Below are 3,612 nucleotides of genomic sequence, written 5' to 3'. Positions count from 1 at the left end.
AGCGGGACCCTTGTCGCTACACGGAGGGACGCGAACCGATCCGCGGCCGGAGGAGTACTTTTCCCATGCTCGCCCCTACGCCTTTTCACCCTTCTCGCCCCTACGCTCCGCGTGGGGGCAATGATGTGGACGCTCCCGCGTCCAACCCCAACCTCCCGCGGGTTCCCAACCCGCGGGAGGTTCCCACTCCGGTGCGCGCGGAAGAGAAGAGGCCGCAGAGCGGCCAGGAGGCCCGTCCCCACGCAGAGCGTAGGGACGAGAGGAAGGAGGAGAGCGTAGGAACGAGGAGAACCGCGCCCAACCAGGCTAAGAAGCCCCTCAAGGGACAAGAGGGATTCCCCTCGACGCCCTCGAGCGCCCCCCAGTCCCTCGGGTCACCGTTACTCCTCCGGCCGCGAAGCCGTTTGCAGTGGCCGGAGCCACGCGGCGTCGCCCAGCGCCTCAAGTGGCAGGCGTAGCCGCAAGCGTCCCGCTTGCGGTCGTTTTCGACAAGCGAGACGCTTGTCGCTACACGCAGGAATGCGAACCGATCCGCGGCCGGAGCCGTACTTCTCTTGCTCGGAGTCTCCCCTCCCCCGTTCAGAGCCCACATGAGCGTCCCCACGGCAGGCCGTGGGGACGCAAGGGAAGCGAAGAACCGGGCTGAAGCCCGCACTACGGAGGGCTAGATTTTGCGCTTCTCGAGCCGCATGTTGAGGCACAGGCCGCGGATTTCGTTCATGAGCACTTCGTACGAGACGGGGGTGCCGGCCTTGAGGGTGTTCTCGCCCTTGACCATGGACTCGTAGATCTTGGTGCGGCCTTCGACGTCGTCGCTCTTGACGGTGAGGAGTTCCTGGAGGATGTGGGCGGCGCCGTAGGCTTCGAGCGCCCAGACCTCCATTTCGCCGAAGCGCTGGCCGCCGAAGCGCGCCTTGCCGCCGAGCGGCTGCTGGGTGATGAGCGAGTAGGGGCCGGTGGCGCGGGCGTGCACCTTGTCGTCCACCAGGTGGTCGAGCTTGAGCATGTAGTGGTAGCCCACGGTGACCTTCTGGTCGAAGGGCCGCCCGGTGCGCCCGTCGTAGAGCACGGTCTTGCCGTCCTCGGGCAGGCCGGCCTCTTTGAGGCACTTGGTGATCTTCTCCTCGGTGACCCCGTCGAAGACGGGCGTGACCACGCGGTAGCCGAGCGTCTTGGCCGCCCAGCCCAGGTGGGTTTCGAGCACCTGGCCGATGTTCATACGCGACGGCACGCCGAGCGGGTTGAGCACGATTTCGACGGGCGTGCCGTCCTCGAGGAACGGCATGTCCTCGACCGGCTGGATCTTGGCGATGACGCCCTTGTTGCCGTGGCGGCCCGCCATCTTGTCGCCGACCGAGAGCGTGCGCTTGGTGGCGACGTAGACCTTCACCAGCTCGAGCACGCCGGTGGGGAGCTCGTCGCCGCGGCGGAGCTGGTCCACCCGCCGGTCGCGCTCGTCCTTGATCGCGTCAATCTCGTCCGAGTACATCTCGTGCAGGCGCTCGATCGCGTCGTGTTCCTTCTTCGACTTGGTCTGCACGTCCTCGGGGTCGAAGCGCTCCTCGAGCTCGAGGATCTCGCGCACGGAGCGCCCTTCGAGGCTGGAGTAGGCGATGCCGCTCTGGGCGCCGATGACGGGGCCGCCCAGCTCCTTCTCCATCGCGCCGAGCATCTGGCGGAAGCGCTCGACGATGCGGTTGTTGTAGTCGGCGCTCTCCTTCTTGAGGTCCTCGCGGTCCTTCTGGCGCTGCTCTTCGGGCAGGTGGCTGCGCCGCGAGAACTTCTGGGCGTCGATCACGATGCCGTCCACGCCCGACGGCACGGTGAGCGAGTCGTTCTTGACGTCCTCGCCCGCGCGCCCGAAGATGGCCAGGAGCAGCTTCTCTTCGGGCGAGAGCTCGCTCTTGGACTTGGGGGAGACCTTGCCGACGAGGTAGTCGCCGGGCGACACGCGCGTGCCGACCCGCACGATGCCCTCCTCGTCGAGGTTGCGGAGGGCCTTCTCGGAGACGTTGGGGATGTCGCGCGTGAACTCTTCGCGCCCCAGCTTGGTCTCGCGGATCTCGACCTCGAACTCCTCGATGTGGATCGAGGTGAACGTGTCCTGGCGCACCAGGCTCTCGCTCACGAGGATGGCGTCCTCGAAGTTGTAGCCGTCCCACGGCATGAAGGCTACGAAGACGTTCTTGCCGAGGGCCAGCTCGCCGCCCGCGGTGGAGGCGCCGTCGGCGATGACCTCGCCCTTCTTGACGCTCTGGCCCACGCGCACGATCGGCTTCTGGTTGAGGCAGGTGCGCTCGGAGAGGCCCACGAACTTGCGCAGCGTGTACTCGCGCTCGCCGACGACGATGCGGTCGGCCGACACGTAGGTCACCACGCCGTCCTCTTCGGCCACCACGACCATGCCCGAGTTGCGGGCGACCGGCTTCTCCATGCCGGTGCTGATGAGCGGCGGCTCGGTGGTGAGCAGCGGCACGGCCTGGCGCTGCATGTTGGAGCCCATGAGCGCGCGGTTCGCGTCGTTGTGCTCGAGGAACGGGATGAGGGCGGCCGACACGCCGACCATCTGCTTGGGCGAAATGTCCACGAAATTCACGTCGTTGCGCGGCACGTAGATGAAGTCGCCGCCGCGCCGCACCAGCACCGTCTCGCCCAGGATGCGGCCCTGCTTGTCCATCGGCGTGTCCGCCGGCGCGATGCACACCGCGTCCTCTTCGTCCGCGCGCAGGTAGGCGATGTCGGGCACGGTCGCCCCGTTCTCGTCCTGCCGCACGGCCAGCTTGCCCTTGGTCACGCGGCGGTAGGGGGTGACGAGGAAGCCGTACTCGTCCACCCCGGCGAAGACGCTCAGGGACACGATGAGGCCGATGTTGGTGCCTTCGGGCGTCCCGATGGGGCAGATGCGGCCGTAGTGCGAGGTGTGGACGTCGCGGACGTCGAAGCCGGCCCGCTTGCGGTTGAGGCCGCCGGGGCCGAGCGCGCTCAGGCGCCGCTCGTGGGTGAGCTGCGAGAGCGGGTTCACCTGGTCCACCACCTGCGAGAGCTCGCCGCGCCCGAAGAAGTACTCGATCGAGGAGGAGATGGTGCGCGAGTTGATGAGCGAGCGGGGCGACATGTTCTCGACGTCCTTGATGCTCATGCGCTCCTGCACGGTGCGCTTGAGCTTCAGGAAGCCCTTGCGGAGCTCGTCGGCGGCCAGTTCCTCGATCGTGCGCACCCGGCGGTTGCCCAGGTGGTCAATGTCGTCTATCTCGCCCTGGCCCGCGCGCAGCTTGAGGATGTAGCGCAGCGCGTTGACGATGTCCTCGGGGCGGATCTTCATGTCGTCTTCCGGCACGTTCTGCTCGAACTTGCGGTTGAGCCGGAAGCGCCCCACGTTGCCGAGGCGGTAGCGGTTCGTGTCGAAGAACTTCTCTTGGAAGAACTGCTTGGCCTTCTCGATCTGCGGCGGGCTGCCGGGGTGCAGGCGCCGGTAGATGCGCAGCAGCGCCGCGTCGTGGCTGTCGGTGGGATCCTCGGCCAGCGTGTTCAGGATCAGCGGGTCCTCGACGTCCTTGAGCACCTCGACCTCGCGCAGGCTCGAGTTCACCAGCATCTCGACCATGCTCTCGG

At 67.1% G+C, this 3,612-nt stretch carries 1 protein-coding gene; it reads right to left on the bottom strand.

Going from position 1 to position 3,612, the window contains the following annotated elements; translation table 11 throughout:
* Positions 1 to 664 precede the first annotated feature (664 nt).
* Positions 665 to 3,612: DNA-directed RNA polymerase subunit beta (rpoB, locus tag PLE19_23905; GenBank protein HPD17993.1), on the bottom strand; the 2,948-nt coding region annotated here is incomplete at its 5' end.

This window comes from Planctomycetota bacterium (genome assembly GCA_035384565.1).
In the GTDB taxonomy this organism is placed as follows: domain Bacteria; phylum Planctomycetota; class PUPC01; order DSUN01; family DSUN01; genus DAOOIT01.
The sequence above is the reverse complement of the archived record's forward strand: the minus strand, read 5'-3'. Positions and strand labels throughout refer to the sequence as shown.